The organism is Alteromonas ulvae, assembly GCF_048987005.1.
Taxonomy (GTDB): Bacteria; Pseudomonadota; Gammaproteobacteria; order Enterobacterales; family Alteromonadaceae; genus Alteromonas.
Window position 1 is genome coordinate 2914045 of record NZ_CP185261.1, and the last position, 22098, is coordinate 2936142.

A 22098-nucleotide genomic window follows, 5' to 3' on the forward strand; every position below is an offset into this window, starting at 1 on the left:
TCACCCCACTACCCCAACGCGTCTAGTGCTTCAGACAAACGGGCTACCGGTATTACCTTCATGCCCTGCATAGCTTGCTTCGGCATATTGGCTTTTGGCACAATCGCCCGTTTAAAGCCGTGCTTTGCGGCTTCAATAATACGTTCGGTACCATTGGGTACAGGCCTAATTTCACCCGCCAGCCCTACTTCACCAAAGACAATAAGGTCATTAGGCAGCGAGCGATTTCTAAAGCTTGAAATCATTGCTAATAGCAACGCCAAGTCGGCACCGGTCTCTGTCACTCTTACCCCACCCACTACATTCACAAACACATCTTGATCGTTCATTTGAACGTTGCCGTGGCGATGAAGTACGGCAAGCAGCATAGACAGCCTGTTTTGATCAAGGCCCACGGCAATTCGCCTTGGGTTAGACATTTGTGAATAGTCGACCAGCGCTTGAATTTCTACGAGTAGAGGACGTGTACCTTCCCAGATAACCATAACGCTGGAGCCTGGGGTTTCATTTTCGTCACGACTTAAAAATATGGCAGACGGGTTTTTTACCTCTTTCAAGCCTTTTTCTGTCATGGCAAACACGCCAAGTTCATTTACCGCACCGAAACGGTTTTTATGACTGCGCAAAGTCCGATATCGCCCGTCACTCTCCCCTTCCAACATCATGGAGCTATCAATGCAGTGCTCAAGTACTTTAGGCCCTGCGAGGTTGCCATCTTTGGTCACGTGGCCAACGATAAACATAGCGATATGGTTTTGCTTGGCAAAGCGGGTTAGGTAGGCTGCTCCTTCACGAACTTGAGAGACGCTGCCAGGCGCTGATTGAACGTCAGCAACATGCATAACTTGAATTGAATCAATAACCATTATTTTTGGCTTTTCAGTCAGTGCTAAATCACAAATTGTTTCGACGTTGGTTTCGGCTAGCATCATCAAATTGTCATCGGGTAGGGACAAACGCTTAGCGCGCATGGCAACTTGCTGTAGCGATTCTTCACCGGTCACATAAAGCGCCTTTTCAGTCTTCGCCATTTGACACATTACCTGAAGTAAAAGCGTACTTTTTCCGGCTCCAGGTGAGCCACCAATTAGCATTGCTGCGCCCGGAACAATACCGCCGCCAAGAACACGGTCCAGCTCTTTAAAACCCGAAGAAAAACGAGGCAGCGCTTCTAAATCAATAGCATTTAATTTTTCAATCTTAGCCGCAGTTTGACCCGCGTACCCAGCGTTAACGTGGCGCGTGTTTTCTTTGGCACTAGCCACCACAAACTCGCTAATGGTATTCCATGCTTTACACTCTGTGCACTGTCCCTGCCAACGAGGAAACTCAGCACCACAGTCAGAACACACATAAGCAGTTTTACGTTTTGCCATTTTCCAGTTTTATCCACAACTTAAAAGGAGTATCCTATCATTAAACGGCTTTGGTTTAAGTACAAGGCTTCTTGAATTTAAAGATGAAAGTGGACTTGCCTTGGAAATTCAAAGGTTAAGGTCTTTTCTTCCTCTGCCGATAAAAACGAAAATGACAATGGTAAACCACAAAGTTGCGCATAGATGAGTCAAGACTTAGCACAATACGCTGACATAATTGAACAGTTAAAACCTATGGTGAACGAGCCTGAATTCAACCAAGTTTTACTGCAAGTTGCCTCTGACATTCCAAAGGAAAAGCGCTTTCTAATCAAAATGGAAGTAAAGCGCCTCGCAAAACCTTGCATGCGCACAATTGACCTGCGTGGAAACGTAGACGGCAAATGTAAGAAATATCCCCATGAGGGAAGAAATCACTACATGGATGATATTGCCGTTGACAAATTTGAAGAGCAGCTACGAATTTTTGGCCGCTATACGTATGGTGTTTACGAGGCTGTGCAGAGTACAGAAAACAATTTTCGTTTGATGCAAGAACGAGAGGCTGCTCAGGAACGCGAAAACAAAGCGCGACCAGAGCTTCAGAAACGCTCGGCAGTGTTAGAGCAATTTAAAGTACCCACGGTTAACTTACTCGATTACCGACAGCGCAATACGGAACGAATGAATTTTGCGGTAGCGGTTGAAATCTTTAACAAGTATAACGAATCAATGCGCGGTCTCAGTGTTGATATTTCTCTTGAGGGCCTGCAGGTCAAATTGTCGAAAGACACCATTTTTGATAAAGGAGACCTGGTTTTTGTCTATTTTAGAGGACTCGAAAGTGAGTTCACAATGGACAAGAAGAACGGGATTGCTTACAAGCTGGTTAACATTTCTACGAAAAACGACGTTAACTACCTTGCTCTGCAGCGCGATTCAGACCATCCAAACAAAAGCTTTGATCAATTTTTAGAGAGTTTTATTCACGGCAACAAACGGCGTTACAAAGTGAATATGAACAACACTATCGAAGCCATAACCAGTAAGACTTCTGAACAGTATTTTTCACCACGAAGCCCAACCTTACCGATTTATATCGACGTGGTAAATCAAACGTTGGTGCCCCGTTTCGCGATGATGAACGAGGTAAACCGAGAAACATTACAATATTGGCAGGATGAAGAAGACAACTGCCGTTTGAATTTTCTGCTCACTCAGGAGCGGCTCAAACGCTTATTGCAGAAGTCTGATGAGGTAAGAGAATGCTTTGTATACAGCTTTACGCATCTACAAAACAGTAAAGTATATTTTTACTCGGCCTCTTTTGAAGAGCTAATGCAAAAAGACCTGCTTAAACAAGTATTTTTGGGGTTTGGCTCTAAAAAAGCGAGCTGGAGAGTATATAAAATAGCGCTCACCACTATGGTACCTGAACAAGCGCATATCCCCTTGTCCATTCCAGACTCTGTTGGGAGTAAAGTAAAGAAACTCAATACCCCACTTTCTGCTAGGCTAATGTCGAAGCTGAAAAATTTGCGCTATCTTGCCCATATAACCGATGTCACATCGATAACAGGCCAAGAGACCTACAATTTATTTACATTTAATCGAGACAACCTCTCGCATTTGCGTAATTTTGGTCACCCACGCAATCGTCCCCCGGCTGATATCCAGGTAGTGCGATTCAAAAACGAAGAGTTGAGAATTGAGAGTCGATATCGATTACGTACTCATATCGAAGCGCGTTTTAATGGTGATGAGACGGTACACAAAGGCGTGAGCGAAGATATTTCAGTTCATGGTTTAGGCCTTCGGGTAGAGTTAACGAAAGAATACGCTGGCAATTTAGAGGGACGGGTGGAAGTCGCATTTCCTCGCCTTCAAGCCATTACCACTTCGTTCGACGTCATGCATTTACAGTATGAAATCATTTATCACAATGTAGATAAAAACATTCTGCACTTAAAAGCAGCGACAGGGGAAGAAGGTAAAACCGCACGAAGCTTTTTCGAAGAGCTTATAAAGAAAAATAAAGCAAACTTGCACTCGGAGTCTGACGAAGAAGAGATCCCGGGCATGGGACAAGCGCTTCGCTGTATTAATGCTAGAAATGCCACCTCTCTTTCGTTCCTGATGAGCAAAGAAGGTGTGAGGTACACTCCGCAGGCTTGCATCATTGGAAAACAAGATGAGCGGATCACACTTCTTACCACGCAGTACGCAGAGCGAGGCAAAGTCAATCTGGAATTCTTATTCCGAGATAGGAAGCAAGATTCCCCCTTTGTACAAAGCGGAGTGAAGACCGTAAAGCTTGAAAACATGCCGTTGAGACAGGAACTGTTTGTATCTTTTGACAACAGTCAAAGAGACTCACGCATGGCTATTATTCCTCGCTACTCTCACAAGTTTGAAAACAACGCACAACGGCAAAACTTCATTAAAGAGGCAATGAATCGAGGACAGTTTATTGCTATACATGTCATGCTTACCACCACTGGCAAACCAGACCTGTCAATGCTGCAAACAGAGATAAACTACGTCACTATGTATGCAATGCACAGAGCAAGAGAGCTTGAGCAAAAAATGTGGAGTATTGCAGCCTGTGCCCACCTTGTTGACGTAACTGATGAAGTGTTGGTGCGGTATGGCTTTACCCCTGCTGAAATTGCACAAAACCGAACACTTGATGGGATGACTCAAGTCCATACTTCAAAACACGCATTAGCTGGCGATGCGGTCAACTTAACAAGCTCAGACATTAAAGACATCCCGCTCCCCCAGAAATCTGCAGCTCAGAACTCACAAAACGCCTAAAAGAGGGAGCCATTCCCTCTTTGCTATTCGGCTATTTATCTAGAAAGTACAGCAAGCTGTGAAGGCCACCTACCCGTATGGCAACATCAGCCTTCTCGTTCACTACAGGCTTTCCGTGACACGCTACGCCAAGTGCCGATGTCGCCATCATAACAAGATCGTTAGCACCATCACCCATGGCCACGGTTTGAGTATCTGAAATATTCCATTTTGACGCCAGCTGTTTTACTGTCTCGGCTTTAACGTCAGCATTCACCACTTCGCCCTCCACTTTTCCAGTTAGCAGGCCATTTTCAATAAGTAATGTATTTGAGGTAGCGTAATCAAGCCCAAGCCTAAGCTTTAAGTGGTCAGCAAAATAAGTAAAACCACCTGATGCGATAGCTAACTTCCAATTGTGCTTTTTCAATTCACTGAGTAAGATTTGAATACCAGGCATAATGGGCACGCTATCTCTAATCTGACGCAGGTGCTCCACAGGCACTCCCTCAAGGCACGCAACGCGATGATACAAACTCTCGTTAAACGCTATTTCTCCTCGCATGGCTTTTTCTGTTACTTCGGCTACCTCTTGCCCCACGTTCGCTAGTTTGGCAATTTCATCAATGCACTCGATACCTATGACCGTGCTATCCATATCCATGACCAACAAGCCACCTTTAGATAGAGAAGGTTGAGATTGTTGTAGCCCAATATCAACGTTAAACCTGTCAGATAAGTGACCGAGCAACTTTTTTAAAACCGAAGTGTCTTCGTCGAGCAGGTTTCCTTTTACTACCACCACATCATCACCAAATTGTTGATGTAAATGATGAAGAGTTAACCTTACCATAACAAAGTGCCTCTCGGTGTCACTTAAAATGCTGCCGACAATATAAGGTGTGAGTGCTTGTCCTATGATGGTTATTGAGGCGTTAAAAGACACATCACTTTGCTGCACGGTTATTACACCTGCCAGCCTTGAAGAGCAATGCATTTTGTCAGCTGCGTTGTCACCTAACAACCGTTTAAACGTGTCGAGCACTTTCAAAATCCTTAAAAATGGAGAAGGCTACATGCTACCGAAATGAGCTGGGTAATAAAATATCCGCTTTCAAATTAGTAAGATTTATCCTACTGTTGTGGTTATATTTATCCGTAAACGGAATTTCATATTGGCAAAGGCCGAAACGAACTTGTTGACCACGTCTGCAAGTCACTCACATTCGTTATATACCGTCGTTAAACGGCTGGTACATACCTTACTGGCTAGCCTTGTAGTGGCTTTACTGGTTTCATTGCTGATTATGCTTCAGCGTTATCAAGAAGAATGGCTACTTGCCCAAACCGAATATGCAGGCAGTAGTGCGGCTCGCCAATACGCAAGACTTGTCGCCCCCTTTGTGGATGCTGATTCTACTATTGATAGCGATACGAAAAGAGAGGCAACGCTAAAAAATATAGCCACAATTTTAACCCAAGAGCCACATGTTCTTGGTATCGCCATATTCGATGAAAAAGGACAGTATATTGCACCTCTGCCAAAGACCGAGAGTGTGGTTACCTTAAGCCAGTCTCAAGATGTGCAACCTCTTACTTTTGTTGAGCCTATTATTAATGATAACGACAAGGTAATTGGCTACGTTCATATTCACATGAATACAAAAGTCGTATTAGAGGAGCCTTTGGCGCTGCGAGCTCAGCTACTACTCATTGGCGTCATTGTTTTGTTTTTAGCACTGGTAATAGGAATTTATCTCACTCGAGGATTCTACAAATTAAGACCTTGGGTAATAAACAACATCACGCACTTAGATATTACAAGCAGCGGTGACAGTTTTCGACGACGATAGTGTTAAATTCTCCGTCCATACTTTCTTAAAAAGGAAATGACTTAAAAAGCCGTGCATAGTTAATAGAGGTCATTGTCACAATCTCATTTGGTGGTATACCAGAAAGAGCAGCGAGGGATGACACCACATCCTTTAGATAGTGAGGCATATTCGGCAGTCCTTGCCTTCCTGACATAGGCATATCAGGTGCATCGGTTTCCAGTAATATACTGTCTGGATGGTAACGAAGCAGGTGCGCTACGGTATCTCTCGTTTTCTTAGCTCGCTCGTAAGTAATTGTGCCACCGACTCCTAAACAAAATCCTCTGTCTATGTAGCATTTGGCAACATCTATACTGCCTGAAAATGCGTGGATAACCCCTCTTCCATTAAAAGCGGATGTCTTTAAGGCTTCTAACAGCAAGTGATGGGATTTGCGGTGATGTAAAATAACGGGAAGCCCGAAAGAATCCGCAATATCTAAATGAGCATGTAACACTCGTTTTTGAATATCCATACTAACAGCAATATGACTGTCTAATCCTGTTTCTCCAATAGCTGAAAAACAGCCCTGAGTATTAAATGAATAGCCATTGGCAGCGGTTACCGCAGCAGCGACGGCCTTTTCAAACAGCTTAAGTAAAGGAAGGATTTCATTGAGATCATTGGGTAGGAAATAAGGATGCAATCCAATTGCAGTGTCAATGGGAAGAATATCACCGTAAGGCTGACTGTTGTACTGGCTGAGCACTTCCCAAGACGCTGGCGTGATGCCAGGCACCATAATTCTTTCTACGCCATTTTGCTTTGCCAACTGCAGCGTCTCACTAACATTGTTGCCTAAGGGCGCCAAATTCAGATGACAATGACTGTCTATCATGCACCTACTCCCCTAGACCAACCTGTTCGTTTACCTGCATGTTTCGTTTTTAACATGCTGTTTGCTAGTGCAAAATACTATGGCATTAGTCGTTGAGTACTCCAGCTACCTGTTTTATCAATATTGTACTCAATACGATCGTGGAGCCTGTCTTCACCGCCTTGCCAAAACTCAATTTGATGAGGGACAATTCTAAAGCCCCCCCAAAAGTCAGGCACAGGAAGCTCTTTATTCGCAAACTTGTCTTTTAGCTGCTTAAACTGGGTGAGTAAAAGCGCTTTACTGCCAATTGGCTTACTTTGCTTAGATGCATAAGCAGCAAGCTGGCTGTCTTTGGGACGTGAGAAAAAGTACGACGCATTTTCACCGGTCGATAGTTTTTCTACCGTGCCGCAGACTCGCACCTGTCGCTCCATAAAAAACCAGGGGAAGTGACACGATACTTTTGGGTTAAGTGCAAGCTCTTGGGCTTTTCTACTTCCTAGGTTCGTAAAGAAGACAAAACCATTTTTGCTCACATCTTTCAGTAACACAATACGCTGCGATGGCTGGCCACTGGCGTCCACTGTTGCCACAGTCATGGCGGTAGGATCTGGAATGTTCGCACCAATGGCATCTTGCAGCCACTTATCGAATAACTGAAAAGGTGTATCGGTAATGTCTGACTCGCTCAAGGTTCCTTTTGAGTACTGTCTGCGCATATCTGAAATAGCCATTAATTTCTCCTGCCCAATGCTTTAACATCGTTAAAAATAACTTCTATTAAGCGCTTTTTTATTAAGACCAGCACTAAAATAAGGGCCATTCTTTGCTGTTAGAACATTGCGCATAAACAAATACAAATAAGACGTTAAAAACGAACAATCATCAGGATGGGATCACACCAATTACACTGCCAGCAACACGTTATTAGAAATTGCTGTCATCGCCGTACCCTAGAGAGCGTAACGCTCGCTCATCATCAGCCCAACCCTGTTTTACCTTAACCCACAACTCTAAAAACACTTTGTTATCAAAGAGGTTTTCCATGTCTTTCCGAGCATGCTCACCAATAGTTTTAAGATGTTTTCCACCTTTGCCAATAATCATGCGCTTTTGGGTTTCACGCTCTACCAAAATAAGACCGCTTATTCGATACACGCCATTTTCAGCCATTTTAAACTGCTCAATTTCTACCGTTGTTGAGTAGGGAAGCTCATCACCGGTAAAACGCATCAGTTTTTCACGAATTATTTCTGCGGCCATAAATCGGCTAGAACGATCGGTTATGTAATCTTCTGGGAAAAAGAAATCGCTCGGCGGAAGCGACTTAGCAACTAACTCGCGGATATCATCTACCATTTTGTCTTGTTTAGCGCTAATTGGAACAATATGCTCAAATGTGTGTTTTTCACCAAGCTTAAGTAAATGAGTAACAAAACCCTCGCGATTTTCTACTTTGTCCATTTTATTGACAATAAGATAACAAGGTAGCTTAGATTGCTTCACCTTTGTTAATACCATTTCGTCATCGGCATTCCAACGATCGCCCTCAATCACGAATAATATTAAGCCAACTTCGGCAAGCGAGCTAGATGCCGCACGGTTCATGTACCGGTTGATTGCACGCTTCTCATCTTGATGGAGCCCAGGTGTGTCAACATAAATAGCCTGATACTCACCGTCGGTATCAATACCCAGTATGCGATGTCGCGTCGTTTGAGGCTTTCTCGAGGTAATACTGACCTTTTGTCCTAACAAACGGTTGAGCAAGGTAGATTTACCTACATTTGGGCGGCCAACGATGGCCACTAAACCACAGCGTGTCTGCGGTTCAGAATACTGTATTTCGTTGTCATTATTAGTCATCAAGCTTCTCCAGCGTAAGACGAGCTGCTTCTTGTTCAGCTTTTCGACGGCTATTTCCTGATGCTTTGACAGGCTCAGCTAAATTCTCAACCGTGCAGCTAACTTGAAAGACTTGCGCATGATCCTTTCCAGAAATAGACAACACCTCATAAGTAGGCAAAGGTAGCTTTCTACCTTGCAAAAATTCCTGTAGACGAGTTTTATTGTCCTTAGGATGAGCGTGCGGATCTAACCTATTAATACGCGTTTCCCAGAGTCTGTCTATTACGTTACGCACCTCTTCCATACCAGAGTCGAGATAAATGGCGCCAAGCAACGCCTCTACTGCGTCCGCTAGAATAGAGCTGCGACGATGCCCACCACTTTTTAACTCACCTGGGCCTAAGTGAAGTAGTTCCCCCATACTGGCCTCGCGAGCTAGTTCGGCTAACGTATCGCCTTTCACCAGTGTTGAACGCATACGAGTTAACTTGCCCTCGGGTACCTCTGGAAAGCGTTTGTATAACGTCTCGCCAATAATCATCCCAAGTATGGCATCGCCTAAGAATTCAAGACGTTCATTGTGCTGTTTTGCCGCGCTTCTGTGGGTAAAAGCTTGGTCGAGTAAAGCGACATCTTTGAATGTATAGCCTATCGCCTTGTAAAGGCGACGGTATTTATCTATTCCCTGCATTAACGAATGCCACCTGTACGTTCGAATCGAACGCCTGTTGGGATCCATGTTGGCAACATATCTTGAGGCTTGCGCTCAAATTCAAACGAAACCCAAATAGCCACTGCTTTGCCCACCAGATTTTCATCAGGTACAAAACCCCAAAAACGGCTATCGCGACTATTATCGCGGTTATCACCTAACACAAAATAATTATTCTCAGGCACAATCCATTCGTTGCGGCGAGTACCCGGTTGCGTATAAAAATTAACAGGAGATATATCGCGCAGCGGATGGCGTAAAATATCGTGCTCTATGTCGCCAAGCGATTCGGTATAACGCATTAGCTGCGCCATATCCTGAACAAACTCACCACGTTCTTGAAAAGAAAGCGGAACAGCTTCTAGCGCTGGGCAGCTCTCGCTCTCGACACATTTGGGCTTAATGTACACCTGCTTATTTTGATAGACTACAGTGTCGCCCGGCATTCCCACCACCCGCTTTATATAATCAATACTGGTATCTTCTGGATACTTAAATACGACCACATCGCCACGCTCTGGAGCCCCTGTCTCTATCAACTTACTGCGAAATACAGGGTCTTTTACACCGTATGCAAATTTCTCTACCAGTATGAAGTCGCCAACAAGCAACGTTGGCATCATGGAGCCAGACGGTATTTGAAATGGTTCATATAGAAAAGAACGCAATACTAATACAAAGGCAATAACAGGGAATATTTGCTGCGATGTATCCACTAAGTACGGTAAGTGTGGGCCTTCACCGTAACTTGCATTCTCAGCTACTGCTGAGGCCTGCAGACGCGCTTTGCGCTTTGGTGCAAACACCAAGCTATCTACTAGCCATATAAGCCCTGTAATCAGCGTCAACCCAACTAAGATGAGGGAAAAATAATTTGCCATTATTTACCCACCTTCAATACGGCAAGGAAGGCATCTTGGGGCAGCTCAACATTGCCTATCTGCTTCATGCGCTTTTTACCTTCTTTCTGCTTTTGAAGTAGCTTTTTCTTACGACTAATATCACCGCCATAACATTTAGCAATAACGTTTTTGCGCAACTGCTTAACCGTGCTACGGGCAACAATATGGTTACCAATGGCAGCCTGAATAGCGATATCAAACATCTGACGAGGAATAAGCTCGCGCAGCTTTTCAACGAGTTCTCTACCGCGGCCTTGAGAGTTTTCTCTGTGAGTAATTACCGCTAGCGCGTCTACTCGCTCGCCGTTAATCAGTATATCCACTCGCACCATATCTGACGTTTGGAAGCGCTTGAAGTTGTAATCTAGTGACGCAAAGCCCCGACTTGTCGATTTTAAACGGTCAAAGAAATCAAGCACTACCTCTGCCATGGGTAGCTCGTAAGTCACGGCAACCTGCTTCCCGTGGTAAGTCATGTTGGTTTGCATACCGCGCTTTTCAACGCATAAGGTTATAACGTTTCCAAGGTATTCTTGGGGTACTAAAATGTTGGCTTCAACCAACGGCTCACGAATTTCTGCAATGTCGTTTACTGGAGGTAATTTTGCAGGACTATCAACGGTGAGTGTTTCGCCCTTAGTCGTTTCAACCTCATAAATTACAGTTGGTGCCGTGGTGATTAAACCAAGATCGTACTCTCGCTCAAGACGCTCTTGGATAATTTCCATGTGAAGCATGCCAAGGAAGCCAATCCTAAACCCAAACCCTAACGCAGCAGAACTCTCTGGCTCGTAAAATAGAGACGCGTCATTTAGGCTTAGCTTAGCTAGCGCATCACGAAAGTCTTCATAATCGTCAGAACTAATGGGAAAGATACCCGCATAAACCTGGGGCTTAATCTTTTTGAAACCAGGCAGCATTTCGGTAGCGGGTGCTTTTGCAAGTGTGATGGTATCGCCCACTGGCGCTCCCTGAATATCTTTTATTCCCGCGATGATAAAACCAACTTCACCGGCACGAAGAGTACCTGTATCGAGGGCTTTAGGCGTAAATACGCCAATTTTATCCACTTGGTGAACTTGGCCGTTAGACATTATTTGAATTTTGTCTTTCTTATCGAGTTGCCCCTCAACAATGCGTACTAATGAAACAACGCCTTGGTAATTGTCAAACCATGAATCGATAATAAGTGCTTTAAGAGGCGCTTCTCTATCACCTCCAGGCGGTGGAATTTTATTCACTATCACTTCGAGTACGTCTTCAATACCAACACCGGTCTTTGCTGAACAGCGAACCGCTTCTAGGGCATCAATACCAACAATATCTTCTATTTCTTCTGCTACGCGGTCAGGATCTGCTTGAGGTAAGTCGATTTTGTTCAAGATAGGCACAACTTCCATATCCATCTCAATAGCTGTGTAACAGTTCGCTAGGGTCTGGGCCTCTACACCCTGTCCAGCATCAACCACAAGTAGCGCACCTTCACAGGCAGCAAGCGATCGAGATACCTCGTAGGTAAAATCAACGTGCCCTGGTGTATCAATAAAGTTGAGCTGATACGTTTCACCGTTTTGAGCGTTGTACTCTAGCGTTACGCTCTGCGCTTTTATTGTAATTCCACGCTCTTTTTCTAAATCCATGGAATCTAGGACTTGCTCAGCCATTTCGCGAGTGGAAAGACCGCCACAATGCTGAATAAGACGGTCAGACAGAGTCGATTTACCGTGGTCGATGTGGGCGATAATACTGAAGTTACGAATGTGCGATTGTTGCATAATGCTGGAATTTACCTGCAAAAAAATTCATTAAACGAAAAATACTATGCGCTTTACGCAAAGGCGTAAAAGCGATGCGAGCGGATTTTACCCATTTATGGGCGGAAAAGCGAATTAGCAGCGAGTATATTTTGCTAAATAGCATAAGCCATGAGACGAGGTCATTGAATTTAGCTCTAAATAACCTGAATCCTGTTTAAGAAACGGCGCTCAGCACCATTCCTTAAAGAGGGCTCAGGTTAAATATACTTTTTAGTCACGCTTTAAGGGGATCGCTTCAAGCAGAACAGGCTGATATTTTGCAGAATCTACTCGCTGTAATTTCTTTGCTACGTATCGATACACTGACACTGTTACGATAGCGCTGGGCAATATTCCCCATAATTCATGAGAAAGACCCACATGAGGAAGTACGTATGACGCTAGAGAGAAGCAGGCTATAAAAATGAATAAAGGAAGTAAATAAATCCATGCTGAGGCACTTAGTACTCCGGCTTCAGGTACGCCGATGGTGACAGTCTGACCAACAGCAACCGTCATTGGTGTAGAAAGCGTTAAACGCTGCATTTTCGGCGCAAGAGCACGAGAGATAACACCCGTGCCGCATTCGCTTTGTGCCTGACAACTGCTGCAAGTTGATTTTATTGCTGACTCAACAGTGACACTGTCACCGTCGATAGCCACCACCTTAGCCGACTCTTCAATCATTGCTGTTATTTACCGCGCTAATTGAAGTGGCAATCGCTTTTGCCGTTTGAAGTGGAATTTCACCTAACACCGTCACCTGCGCTTCACCTGCCTTCAGCGTGAGAAACGTACTGACTTCATTGCGCAATGCAATATCGCCTCCCAATGCATCTTCAATAGGTTGAACATACACAGATACGTCTACCAAGCCATCGCTGTACATTTTATACTCTACCACCTGACCAGTTAGCGCTAGGCGTCGTGTGTCCCTTTTAACTTCCCGCATTCCAACAGGAAGATAATTAACTTCCCAGCCATGAGCACGAGATTGGCTGCTTGCCATCATAATTGGCTCCGGTAAAGACGTCGGATTAATTCGGGCAAAGTAAGGAGAAGGCGATGCCATCACAGAAAATGCGCTAATTTGTATTTGTTCCAGTAAGGCGCCCTGTAAATCTAGCATATTCAATTTTAATAGCATGCCCGACTCTTCATCAAGCCAAAGCTGATAGCCAAACCGGGTGTTGTCCCTGCTCACAATTCTAATTTGCTGTGCTGGTCGCCCTGCTACTCTAGCCCGACCAACTAACACAAACTCGTAGCTTTCTAACAGCTTCTGCGGATTATGAAGAAGAATATTGGGAATTGGGCCATTAATAAAACGTGATCGAATACTGTAGGGCTGCATATCAGGCTCAAAGACACTTACAATACCGTTAACACGGATAAGCTCGCGGCCTGGTCCATTTTGCAAATTCAATTGCTCTACTTCAGTGCCATCATCCAGCACGCCGTGACGCCATAGGTATGGCACCGTTTCTTTACCAACGGTGGTCTGAACAAATGATACCTGATAGTTGGCAGAAGAGATGAGTGATTGAAGACGTTGTAACCACTGTACCGGGGTTTGCAGTGCGTTAGTTTCTCTCTCTACCGCCGGCTCTGTTTGTTTTACTGTATCTGTTTTTGCCTCTCTTTCTGTTGCGTTTTTTGCTTGGTTATTTGACTCAAGACTATTTGACGCAAGGCTAGTTGGAAGAGACGAATCGTTTGATTGCGCATGAACACAGAAAGGCGTGAAAATTGATAAAGCCCCTGTGATGAGGAGAACAAATTGGTTACAGCGCATTTTCCTTGCCTTTAAAACAGACATACCAGCACGTGCAAGTGCTGGTATGCGAAGTTACTAATAATAAATACTAGTTGAAAAGATAGCGTTGCCGCAATCGCCTATGGGCGATTAGTATCGTCAGAGGCTTTTTCTTCCTCTTCGGCCTGCACCTGTTTCAATTTTAGTTGTTGCTCATGGTCGGCGATAAGCGCGTTAATTTTGCGCTTCTTCTCAAGGACTTCATTCATGTCGTTACGTGGCAACGTCCGGGTTTGTTCAAGACTAACCGGCGCCAGACCACCTTGAGGGCCAGCAGTAGGTGCCGTCATGAATGGTTCTGAAGGCGCTGGCTGATTCAGGTGCTGAACGCCTAAAATAACTGCTAAAGCCACCGACGCTGCAACGGCAAACTGACCAGATTGCGTCGCAAACGGAACGATATTTCCAATGATTGGGATTGAGCGCCAACGAGATTCTTTTGGAGCCACAATCGCCGGTTCGTCTGCCAAAGCAGCAGCAATACGAGCCGTAATATCCATTTCTGGCGCTACACTTGCTTCTTTGCGCATCGTACCACGGATGACATGATATCGCTGCCATTTAGCTTGAAGCGCTGCATCATGCTTAATTGCGTCGATGATTTTATCGTCTTCTGCTTCACCATCCATGAATGCGGACAATTTTTCTTGCTGTTGCGTCATATATTCATATCCAGATCGTTTGACCGTTAACTACCCTAACACAGCTGTTAGTCATCCCAAAAAAGAGAAAGTTCATCTTTTTTGAAGTTTATTTAAATTAATTTTCTAACAGCGGCTGAATGACTTTATCGATGGCTTCTCTAGCTCTGAAAATACGCGAACGCACGGTACCCACAGGACAAGACATCACGCCTGCTATTTCCTCATAACTCATCCCTTCAATCTCGCGAAGCGTTATCGCCATTCGGAGATCATCAGGCAGTTTTTCCACCACTTTAAATAACGTCTCTTCAAGCTCATCCGACAGCAAACTCCGTTCAGGAGTTGATTGCTCTTTGAGTGCGTCACTACCTTCATAGTAATCGGCTTCTTCGGCATCCACATCACTTGCCGGAGGCTTGCGACCTTGAGAAACAAGATAATTTTTTGCGCTATTTACCGCAATACGATATAGCCAAGTGTAAAACGCACTGTCTCCACGAAAATTGGGAAGCGCTCTATACGCTTTAATGAAGGCTTCTTGTGTTACATCAGCAACATCACCCGTATTTTTAACGTATCGAGACACAAGGTGCATAACTTTGTGTTGGTAACGGGTTACCAACAAGTTGAATGCGTTTTTATCACCACGTTGTACTCTTTCCACCAGTTGCTGGTCGGTTACTTGCTCGCTCATTCGAGCCATTACTCCCTACTTCTTATCCACAATAGCCCAATAAAGCCTGTGTGTAGACGTGTTCTCTTTGAAAAAGTTCGACTAAAGCATTAATTATTTTAAATAATACCATGTACACGCCCGAAGAATTATTGTGTTTTGCCACTCATCCATTAGACTTGCTGAACCTTTGCTTGTATATACTGATATAAAAATACATGAAATCTGGATTGTCTTCACTAACTTCCACATCAAATGCCATTGAACATCGCTGTGATGTGTTAATTATCGGAAGCGGCGCAGCTGGGCTTAGCCTAGCGTTGAAGCTCGCTGACCACTGCCAAGTCATTGTGTTGAGTAAAAGCGACCGAAATGAAGGCTCAACGCGTTACGCACAGGGTGGTATTGCTGCTGTCTTTGATGAACAAGACTCTATTGATGCACACGTCAGCGACACATTGAAAGCCGGTGGCGGCCTTTGTGATGAGCCAGCAGTTCGCTTTACCACCGAACGGGCAAAAGCGGCTTTGGAATGGCTAATTAGTTACGGAGTGCCGTTTGACAGAGAAAAAAGCGAATCTGGTGAAGAGAAGTTTCACTTAACGCGAGAAGGCGGTCACAGTCATCGCAGAATACTGCACGCTGCAGATGCCACAGGCGAAGCGTTACAAATTACGCTTAACGATGCAGTATCTACTCATCCAAACATTCATTTTTTCGAGCGGTATAATGCTATCGACCTGATCCCATCGAAGACCGAGAAAAATCAGTGCGTGGGAGCTTATGTATGGAATCGTCAACAAGAACATGTTGAAGTGATTCGCGCGCCGTTTATTGCGCTAGCTACCGGCGGCGGAAGCAAAGTGTACCAGTACACTTCAAACCCCGATGTATCGAGTGGTGATGGCATTGCAATGGCCTGGCGCGCCGGATGTAGAGTGGCAAACATGGAATTTAACCAGTTCCACCCGACTTGCCTATTTCACCCTCAGGCGCGAAACTTTCTCATCACAGAAGCATTGCGCGGTGAAGGCGCTAATCTTTGTCACGCTGATGGCACTCGCTTTATGCAGAAGTTTGATGAGCGTGGCGATCTTGCGCCCCGTGATGTGGTTGCAAGAGCCATCGATTATGAAATGAAACGCCTAGGCGCAGATTGCATGTACCTGGACATCAGTCATAAACCTGCCGATTTTATTGTTAAACACTTCCCTAACATCTATCGCAAATGTCGCTCCTTGGGTATCGATATCACCCGTGAGCCAATTCCGGTGGTACCGGCAGCGCATTATAGCTGTGGTGGTGTGATCACCGACTTTAATGCAAAGACCGATTTAAATAACGTTTACGCTATTGGCGAAGTCGCCTATACCGGTTTGCACGGTGCCAATCGAATGGCTTCAAATTCACTATTGGAATGTGTGGTGTTTGCCAGTTCAGCAGCAGAGCATATTATTAGCTGTCTCCCCACTAAAGATAGTGACGAAACTATTGCCCCTTGGGATGAAAGCCAAGTATCAAACTCGGACGAAGAAGTGATTATTCAACACAACTGGCACGAGCTGAGACTGTTTATGTGGGATTATGTAGGGATTGTTCGAACCGATAAACGGTTAGAACGTGCTATGCGACGGATTAAGTTGTTAGAGCAGGAAATTACTGAATACTACTCTCACTTTCGCGTAAGTAATAACTTGCTTGAGTTGAGAAACTTGGTCACAGTGGCAGAGCTTATTGTGCGATGCGCTATGGAAAGAAAAGAAAGTAGAGGCCTTCATTTCAATCTGGATCATCCAGAACAGCTAGCTAACACCAAGCCCACCGTGTTGATACCTAATAACCAGCTTTCGGGAAAAAGCGTTGGGGCACTCATCACTGAAGGAAGCTTCAGCGATATGCGTTAAGCTTTAGAGATGAAGAGTTAACAAATTTGCTAGCTTTGCCCTGTACTCAATACTCTTCACTCAATAAAAGGTGGGCAGTGGTCACGTTAAAACTAAAGGTGAGCGTTGAGATAAATGGCGACGCTCACCTTTTTTAATAATACAAAAACGTGTGTAAGTGAATCCTTGCGTCTTTCGCACTTGTCACTTCTAATTCGACACTCTGATATGCAGAAGATTTTGACGTTGTGCTTGCAGAGCTCATTGGGCTTCGACTGTAAATGGCCAATTCATTGGGTAAATATACAGGCTGTTTAAACCTACATGACACTTCTTTGATATAGCCGTTGCATAACGCTTTTTCATCCTCTGGGCCCTGCTCTACTCCTGCCTTGGCTACAACTTCGGTATGTTCAACATAGTGAGAAATAACGCAGGCTAATGTCCACATTCCGTGGGCAATGGCAGTTTTAAACCCAAACACCTTCGCGGACAGCGTCGATAAATGAATAGGGTTATAGTCTCCCGAAATAGCGGCATAGCGCCTTCCTGCGTCCGCGCTCGCAATAAAGCTTGAAAGGAAAGATCGCGTTTCGCTTTCGTCACTTATTGCATTTGCGGTTTGCGCCGCTGTTGGAGCCACATGCACTGCTTTTACTTTTACTAAGTAGCTACTTACTGCTCTATAAACACATTTACCGCTTTGTAATGCTTCAAGTAACACATCCACTTCCCACCCTCTTGAATGGGGCCTAACATCACTAAACCTAACCCGATATTCAAAAGGTTTAGCAAGGTCGCAATGCTCAAAAACCTCAACCTTGTTGGCACAGTGTACTAATCCGAGCAAAGGAAATGGGCTTTGTTTATCTAATAGGCAACGCATTTGCAAAGGGAGGGAAAGCATTTGGAGATACAGAGGATGAACATGTTCGCGCTCAGGCCACTTCACCTCCCGACAAAATTTCTGGTAGTGATTATTGTCTATGCTAAACGTTTTGGTGTAGATGCGTTGCGGTAACCGGGGAGGTTTAAACTGCATTAACTGTCGTTTATCAACACGCTTAAATAGTGATTTTGTATATTCACGAAACATTCATTTTGTCCCTTAGTCCATATCCTTTTCTGACATAAATTATCGCTCTACACAATCTGCGATAATCACGTTCAGAACATTCGTTTTTCAGTACCCAGCAAAAGTGAGCGTAACCCTTATCGGACCATTTTTGTTTTACTCGAGTCATCTCTAAACACATTCCCCAAGGGAGAAGCTGGGAGGCACCGTGAAGTTGAAATATATCATTAGCCCGTGAGCTGGTAAGTCCTTTTTTTGTGAGATACATAAACTTGTCACTAGAGATGCCGTCTACAATATGTACAACACCCTCATCCGACAACATCAAATCCAGTTGGTTGAGAGAATTGCCCTGCGTTGATTGACTAAAAAGCGATAAGCATATAAGTAACGGAGGGAGCGTCAGAGCAGTAAGTGTTGCATCATCAATCCACGTCAACAGGCTTGACGGCAAGCATTGCAATACAACTAGTAACAAAGCGGAAAGAGTGACGCGATTGAATGTCACTCTATAAGGTGAATACGTTATGTGTATTTTATACTTTGACACGATTTACGACGGTTGAAATCATCGCAGCAAGCTCAGGATCGTCGCATTTTTGATGACCCATTATCCATGCGAACAAATCAGGATCATCACTTGTGAGCAAACGCTCAAACGTGACTTTTTCTTCATAACTTAGTTCGTCGAACGCTTGCTCAACAAATGGTAGTAGTAACACATCTAACTCGAGCATGCCGCGGCGACATGCCCACTTTAATCTCGCTAATCGTTTGGGTTCAAACATATATTCTTTAACCTCATTTGTTATCACTAAATAGTACCACGCGTGTCATAGTAGGATCACTGCTCTTTTGGCCTGATAAGCAAACTAACACTAATTTATACCAGTCCGCATAGATATTAACGTAGAGAATTTGCGACTGGCTGCCACCTTCCCCTTGATAAATCTGCGTTTTGCCATACCTTGAAACTACAGAGTTTTTAAAAAGAGCGCCATCATGTCACTAACAACGCTAGATGCATTACCACAACATTACGCCGTAACACTCGGCAGCACCATGATTATCACCCTTGAGGGCGAACAGGCGGATAGCTATCTGCAGGGCCAGCTAACCGTCAACATCAATAAATTAGATGACAAAACCGTACGACACTACGCCCATTGTGATAACAAGGGTAAGACATGGTCAACGGGGTATATTGCGCGATTTGGCGCAAAAATACTTTTACTGACTAATGAAGACGCCGGTGCCCGCACCTTAGCTGAGCTGAATAAATATGGCGTATTTTCAAAAGTAGACATCGTTGACGGCAGCAGCGAATTGAATGCTTTTTTTATTTCAGGCACTAGTGCAAAAGACCTTCTGAGCAAACATTTTTCTGACGTACCTTTTGACGAAGCCACTGTCGACAGTTCTCTTACTAGTTATCAAAGCGAGTACGGACTTTGCTTTAAAACCGACACCGTTCAACAAGGTTACTTCGTAGTTCTAAACCAGCTTGCAAGCGACGACGTTAAGACAAACATAGGTGAACAGGCACTTCCTTGTTTTTCACAATCGGTGTTTGACGCCATAAAAATAGTGAATGCTCACGCAACGGTTGAAGGCATTACAGTAGGTGAATATGTGCCTCAAATGCTAAACGCACACGCACTTAATGCAATTGACTTCGACAAAGGCTGTTACATGGGCCAAGAAGTGGTGGCGAGAACGCGCTTTTTAGGTAAGAACAAACGTGCTGCATTCAGCTTTTGTATCAATGGAAATGTTGACGTTTCTGCTGGCGACGCTATTGAGAAGCAACTTGGCGAAAATTGGCGAAGAGCGGGCGTAGTGACAAGCGTTGCCCGTCTAGACAATGAAACTCACTTTATGGCGGTACTCTCCAACGATACCACCCCTGAAGATTTACACCGATTGGCTGATAAAGAGACGGTAACCTGTTACCCTTACGCTCTGCCGTACAGCATTGAGCAAAAAACCAGCAACATTATCAAGAAACGTCGCTGATTTTACGGCAAACGATTTACATTCATTACCCACACGGGAAAACTTAGGATTTTATATGACTATTACCTCTGATAGCGTTGTAACACTTCACTATACTGTTTCAACCGAAGATGGAACCACATTGGATTCTTCTGAAGGAAAAGAACCGCTAGTCGTGTTGCTTGGTCAACGCTTCCTTATTGAGGGACTAGAAGACGCATTAATTGGAAAAGACAAAAACGATACCTTTAACGTTTCTATCGAACCTGAAAAAGCATACGGAGAACGTGTAGACGAGTTGGTACAAACCGTTCCTCGCACAATGTTTGAAGGCACCGAAGTTGAAGTAGGTATGTCTTTCCGTGCTACAACGCCACAAGGCGAGCAGTCCGTCATTATCATTGAAACTAATGATGACGAAGTGGTTGTTGATGGTAACCATCCTTTGGCAGGTATTCCTTTGACTTTTGACGTTAATGTTGTCGATATTCGAGAAGCCACTGAGCAAGAGCGTGAGCACGGGCACGTGCACGGGGCTGGAGGTTGTGGCCACGATCATTAAGCCACATACTAAGACGAAAAAGGGAGCGATACGCTCCCTTTCTTGTGCGGTATAACAGCGATATATTCTGTTAAATAGCGTCTTCGTTCAATTCACCCGTTCTAATTCGAACCGCATGCTCTACGTTATAAACAAATATTTTTCCATCACCAATTTTGCCTGTTTTAGCTGCTGACTGAATAGCGTCTAATGCTTGCTCCACACGCTCATCGTCAAGAACTAACTCAACCTTAATTTTAGGTAGGAAATCCACCTGATATTCAGCGCCGCGGTACAATTCAGTATGCCCTTTCTGCCTACCGAAACCTTTTACCTCGGTAACTGTCATCCCTGCTATACCGACTTCAGCTAATGCTTCCCTTACATCGTCCATTTTAAATGGCTTAATGATAGCTTCAATTTTTTTCATGATTACAACTCATCATAGATTGTTGGAATGGGTACACGTTTGTGCTGTGTACGTTCATAAATATAAAGCAATTTCTCTTCCACTTCAGCGGAAACTGGCTTACCTTCCAGAAAATCATCGATTTGATCGTAAGTCATTCCCAGCGCTTGCTCATCTGCTTTTTGCGGCGATAGGCTTTCTAAATCGGCTGTGGGAGCTTTGGTGATAACATGATGAGGCGCGCCTAAATGCGCCGCCAGAGCTCTTACTTGACGCTTACTTAAACCAAAAAGCGGGGCTAGGTCGCACGCACCATCACCGTATTTTGTATAAAACCCTGTAATATTTTCAGCCGAATGATCCGTACCCAATACAAGTCCATCCACCATGCCGGCAATCTCATACTGAGTGACCATACGTGCCCTCGCCTTAACATTGCCTTTCACAAAGTCTTGCTTACTCGTACTTTCAGGCAGTAACCCCACCTCTTTTAACGCATTCGTTGTACTCGTATGTATCGCATCTACGCCTGGCTGAACATTTACTGTGACCGCATAGGAGGGTTGAATAAAGTCGATAGATTGCTGTGCATCAGCTTCATCGGCTTGAGTGTCATAAGGAAGTCTGACTGCAATAAACTGGTAGCTTTCATGATTCTCTTTGTTTAATTCATCAACAGCAAGCTGTGCTAATTTGCCCAAAGTACATGAGTCTATCCCGCCGCTAATACCCAGCACTAAAGCGTTCAATCCTGAGGTGAGCAACTGTTTTTTAATAAATGACACTCTTCGCGCTACCTCAAATTCAACATCGATTTCAGGAAGCACCTGCATCTCTTCAATAACTGCTTGTTTTTGCATCATAATATCCACGTGTTTTTAAGCGTCTTAATCGGTGAGTTTACGATATTATCCGTATAGATGTTAGTGGCAAGATTACATGCCACCGATAATCGTCGT

General features: G+C 44.4%; 22 protein-coding genes. 5 read left to right on the forward strand and 17 right to left on the reverse strand.

The window, feature by feature from the left end; genetic code table 11:
• Nucleotides 1-8: 8 nt before the first annotated feature.
• Entirely contained in the window at nt 9-1376 is a 1368-nt protein-coding gene (radA, locus tag ACOJR9_RS12775; protein WP_420933332.1) for a DNA repair protein RadA, read from the reverse strand.
• Between the two features lie 183 nt (nt 1377-1559).
• On the opposite strand from radA, the gene ACOJR9_RS12780 reads away from it, so the two are divergent.
• Nucleotides 1560-4172 (forward strand): PilZ domain-containing protein, encoded by a 2613-nt coding sequence (locus ACOJR9_RS12780; RefSeq protein ID WP_420933333.1) that lies wholly within the window; start codon nt 1560-1562, stop codon nt 4170-4172.
• A 31-nt stretch (nt 4173-4203) separates the two neighbouring features.
• On the opposite strand, the gene serB is transcribed toward ACOJR9_RS12780, so the two are convergent.
• Nucleotides 4204-5196: a phosphoserine phosphatase SerB gene (gene serB / locus ACOJR9_RS12785; RefSeq protein WP_420933334.1), complete on the reverse strand. Its 993-nt coding sequence runs from the start codon at nt 5194-5196 to the stop codon at nt 4204-4206.
• Between the two features lie 130 nt (nt 5197-5326).
• Here serB and ACOJR9_RS12790 point away from each other — a divergent pair, with 130 nt between their 5' ends.
• A complete protein-coding gene (locus ACOJR9_RS12790; RefSeq protein WP_420933335.1) occupies nt 5327-6004 on the forward strand; it encodes an AhpA/YtjB family protein in 678 nt (225 codons plus the stop codon).
• Nucleotides 6005-6029: 25 nt separating this feature from the next.
• Here the strand turns inward: ACOJR9_RS12790 and ACOJR9_RS12795 are convergent, their stop codons facing one another.
• From ACOJR9_RS12795 to rpoE, 10 genes are all read right to left on the reverse strand, one after another.
• Nucleotides 6030-6863 carry a TatD family hydrolase gene (locus tag ACOJR9_RS12795; protein WP_420933336.1) on the reverse strand — a complete coding sequence of 278 codons (834 nt, stop codon included), beginning with the start codon at nt 6861-6863 and terminating at the stop codon, nt 6030-6032.
• Between the two features lie 77 nt (nt 6864-6940).
• Nucleotides 6941-7579: a pyridoxamine 5'-phosphate oxidase gene (pdxH, locus tag ACOJR9_RS12800; RefSeq protein WP_420933337.1), complete on the reverse strand. Its 639-nt coding sequence runs from the start codon at nt 7577-7579 to the stop codon at nt 6941-6943.
• 193 nt (nt 7580-7772) lie between these two features.
• On the reverse strand, nt 7773-8711 hold the full coding sequence (gene era, locus ACOJR9_RS12805; RefSeq protein ID WP_420933338.1) for a GTPase Era: 939 nt from the start codon (nt 8709-8711) through the stop codon (nt 7773-7775).
• Nucleotides 8704-9384: a ribonuclease III gene (gene rnc, locus ACOJR9_RS12810; RefSeq protein WP_420933339.1), complete on the reverse strand. Its 681-nt coding sequence runs from the start codon at nt 9382-9384 to the stop codon at nt 8704-8706. Before rnc ends, era begins: the two co-directional genes overlap by 8 nt.
• The gene (gene lepB / locus ACOJR9_RS12815; protein ID WP_420933340.1) at nt 9384-10286 is read right to left on the reverse strand and encodes a signal peptidase I; all 903 of its coding nucleotides are present in this window, start codon (nt 10284-10286) and stop codon (nt 9384-9386) included. Before lepB ends, rnc begins: the two co-directional genes overlap by 1 nt.
• On the reverse strand, nt 10286-12082 hold the full coding sequence (lepA, locus tag ACOJR9_RS12820; protein ID WP_420933341.1) for a translation elongation factor 4: 1797 nt from the start codon (nt 12080-12082) through the stop codon (nt 10286-10288). The genes lepB and lepA overlap by 1 nt, the downstream gene beginning before the upstream one ends.
• A 252-nt stretch (nt 12083-12334) precedes the next feature.
• Nucleotides 12335-12790, reverse strand: coding sequence for a SoxR reducing system RseC family protein (locus tag ACOJR9_RS12825; protein WP_420933342.1), 456 nt, complete (start codon nt 12788-12790; stop codon nt 12335-12337).
• Entirely contained in the window at nt 12783-13922 is a 1140-nt protein-coding gene (locus ACOJR9_RS12830; RefSeq protein ID WP_420933343.1) for a MucB/RseB C-terminal domain-containing protein, read from the reverse strand. The genes ACOJR9_RS12825 and ACOJR9_RS12830 overlap by 8 nt, the downstream gene beginning before the upstream one ends.
• 77 nt (nt 13923-13999) lie before the next feature.
• Nucleotides 14000-14581, reverse strand: coding sequence for a sigma-E factor negative regulatory protein (locus tag ACOJR9_RS12835; protein WP_420933344.1), 582 nt, complete (start codon nt 14579-14581; stop codon nt 14000-14002).
• Nucleotides 14582-14678: 97 nt separating this feature from the next.
• A complete protein-coding gene (gene rpoE, locus ACOJR9_RS12840) occupies nt 14679-15257 on the reverse strand; it encodes an RNA polymerase sigma factor RpoE (protein WP_420933345.1) in 579 nt (192 codons plus the stop codon).
• A gap of 197 nt (nt 15258-15454) precedes the next feature.
• Here rpoE and nadB point away from each other — a divergent pair, with 197 nt between their 5' ends.
• The gene (nadB, locus tag ACOJR9_RS12845; RefSeq protein ID WP_420933346.1) at nt 15455-17140 is read left to right on the forward strand and encodes an L-aspartate oxidase; all 1686 of its coding nucleotides are present in this window, start codon (nt 15455-15457) and stop codon (nt 17138-17140) included.
• A 133-nt stretch (nt 17141-17273) separates the two neighbouring features.
• Here nadB and ACOJR9_RS12850 read toward each other — a convergent pair whose 3' ends face one another.
• The 3 genes from ACOJR9_RS12850 to ACOJR9_RS12860 are packed head-to-tail and all read right to left on the reverse strand — an operon-like array spanning nt 17274 to nt 19009.
• Nucleotides 17274-18215, reverse strand: a complete 942-nt coding sequence (locus ACOJR9_RS12850) for a MaoC/PaaZ C-terminal domain-containing protein (RefSeq protein WP_420933347.1) — start codon at nt 18213-18215, stop codon at nt 17274-17276.
• Nucleotides 18205-18744: a protein YgfX gene (locus tag ACOJR9_RS12855; protein WP_420933348.1), complete on the reverse strand. Its 540-nt coding sequence runs from the start codon at nt 18742-18744 to the stop codon at nt 18205-18207. Before ACOJR9_RS12855 ends, ACOJR9_RS12850 begins: the two co-directional genes overlap by 11 nt.
• Entirely contained in the window at nt 18731-19009 is a 279-nt protein-coding gene (locus ACOJR9_RS12860; protein WP_420933349.1) for a succinate dehydrogenase assembly factor 2, read from the reverse strand. The genes ACOJR9_RS12855 and ACOJR9_RS12860 overlap by 14 nt, the downstream gene beginning before the upstream one ends.
• A gap of 187 nt (nt 19010-19196) precedes the next feature.
• Here ACOJR9_RS12860 and ACOJR9_RS12865 point away from each other — a divergent pair, with 187 nt between their 5' ends.
• Nucleotides 19197-20210 (forward strand): YgfZ/GcvT domain-containing protein, encoded by a 1014-nt coding sequence (locus ACOJR9_RS12865; protein WP_420933350.1) that lies wholly within the window; start codon nt 19197-19199, stop codon nt 20208-20210.
• A 55-nt stretch (nt 20211-20265) separates the two neighbouring features.
• On the forward strand, nt 20266-20751 hold the full coding sequence (locus tag ACOJR9_RS12870; RefSeq protein WP_420933351.1) for an FKBP-type peptidyl-prolyl cis-trans isomerase: 486 nt from the start codon (nt 20266-20268) through the stop codon (nt 20749-20751).
• A gap of 70 nt (nt 20752-20821) precedes the next feature.
• Here ACOJR9_RS12870 and ACOJR9_RS12875 read toward each other — a convergent pair whose 3' ends face one another.
• Nucleotides 20822-21160, reverse strand: a complete 339-nt coding sequence (locus tag ACOJR9_RS12875; protein WP_420933352.1) for a P-II family nitrogen regulator — start codon at nt 21158-21160, stop codon at nt 20822-20824.
• Between the two features lie 2 nt (nt 21161-21162).
• Nucleotides 21163-21999 (reverse strand): ammonia-dependent NAD(+) synthetase, encoded by an 837-nt coding sequence (gene nadE, locus ACOJR9_RS12880; RefSeq protein ID WP_420936131.1) that lies wholly within the window; start codon nt 21997-21999, stop codon nt 21163-21165.
• Nucleotides 22000-22098 lie beyond the last annotated feature (99 nt).